This window comes from Citrobacter sp. Awk 2 (assembly GCF_028069815.1).
GTDB lineage: Bacteria > Pseudomonadota > Gammaproteobacteria > Enterobacterales > Enterobacteriaceae > Citrobacter.
Window position 1 is genome coordinate 1 of the sequence record NZ_JANEWL010000290.1, and the last position, 255, is coordinate 255.

1 protein-coding gene is annotated in these 255 nt (G+C 53.3%); it reads right to left on the reverse strand.

Features of this window, described 5'->3' with window-relative positions; genetic code table 11:
* Positions 1-255: T6SS effector phospholipase Tle3 domain-containing protein (locus NNO02_RS23690; protein ID WP_442867936.1), on the reverse strand; the 255-nt coding region annotated here is incomplete at both ends.

Sequence of the window (255 nt, forward strand, 5' to 3'; positions counted from 1 at the left end):
CCTTAAACAGGGGATGGGACTCTGTAAAACGGCTGGTTTCCGTATTGGGCAGTCCCTGCCAGCCAATACTGCGTAAAGGGGCAGAGCCCATTACCCGGTCGTGAGGGTTACAGTAAATCCAGGTGGTGCCGTGGTTATCACGCTCTGGTACACCGCCTTGCGTTTTCCCGGCCGGTGACCAGCTTTCGCCATCACTGCTGGCTCCTGCAAGTAATCTTTCACACCCTTGCTTTTTTAAGCGTGTTTTGTTTTCAG